This window comes from Alkalibacterium iburiense (assembly GCF_039521845.1).
Taxonomy (GTDB): domain Bacteria; phylum Bacillota; class Bacilli; order Lactobacillales; family Carnobacteriaceae_A; genus Alkalibacterium; species Alkalibacterium iburiense.
In genome coordinates this window covers 1-635 of the sequence record NZ_BAAACW010000170.1, presented here as the reverse complement: position 1 = coordinate 635, position 635 = coordinate 1, and the positions used below count along the sequence as shown (strand labels likewise).

Genomic DNA, 635 nt, shown 5'->3' with positions numbered 1-635 from the left:
AATGGATCTTCCCCAAATGATTCTATACGCCGCTCCCGCCAACCTAACGGTTTGATCATTTCCTTCGCATTGATTAACACTTTTTGTGTGTCAAGTTGAAATTGTTTGACCACTATCTTCATGAGTGTCTTAATACGACGAGAATACAAACCATAGTGGCGTACCATTTTAAACTGTTCATCTGGAATATGTCGGACAAGGCGTCCAATGAATTCCGCCACAGGTAGTTCCTCAACTTTCCATTCGCCATCCCGTTTATCTTGATAACTAAAGGCAACGACTTCACCGTCATACATAATGATGCGATGAAGAGCGATAGGTCCTCGCTTCATGTAGCGTCCAATATAACCGAGTAACCCTTTCACATGTGTTTTACTTCTCTTAGGCGCATGGATATAGAAACCATCTGGATTGTTTTTATACGCCGCTTGTAGCAAGGGCTGGACTTGCTTTTTGGCTCGCTCCGAAAGCACCTTTCGGATCAATTTTAAGACGACCGTCTGCCACTGTTTTCTTAGTTTGACGTAAGGAATATAGTCATATTGCTTCCATTTCCCATCCTTTGTCACCCCACCCATTGTCACAAGCATATGGATATGAGGGTTAAATTCTAGTTTAGATCCAAAGGTATGAAG

Annotated in this window: 1 protein-coding gene; it reads right to left on the bottom strand. The window is 42.4% G+C overall.

Annotated elements, in window-relative coordinates; all coding sequences use genetic code 11:
* Nucleotides 1–635 (bottom strand): IS91 family transposase (locus ABDZ53_RS12795; RefSeq protein WP_343757134.1); only part of this gene is annotated, 635 nt, incomplete at both ends.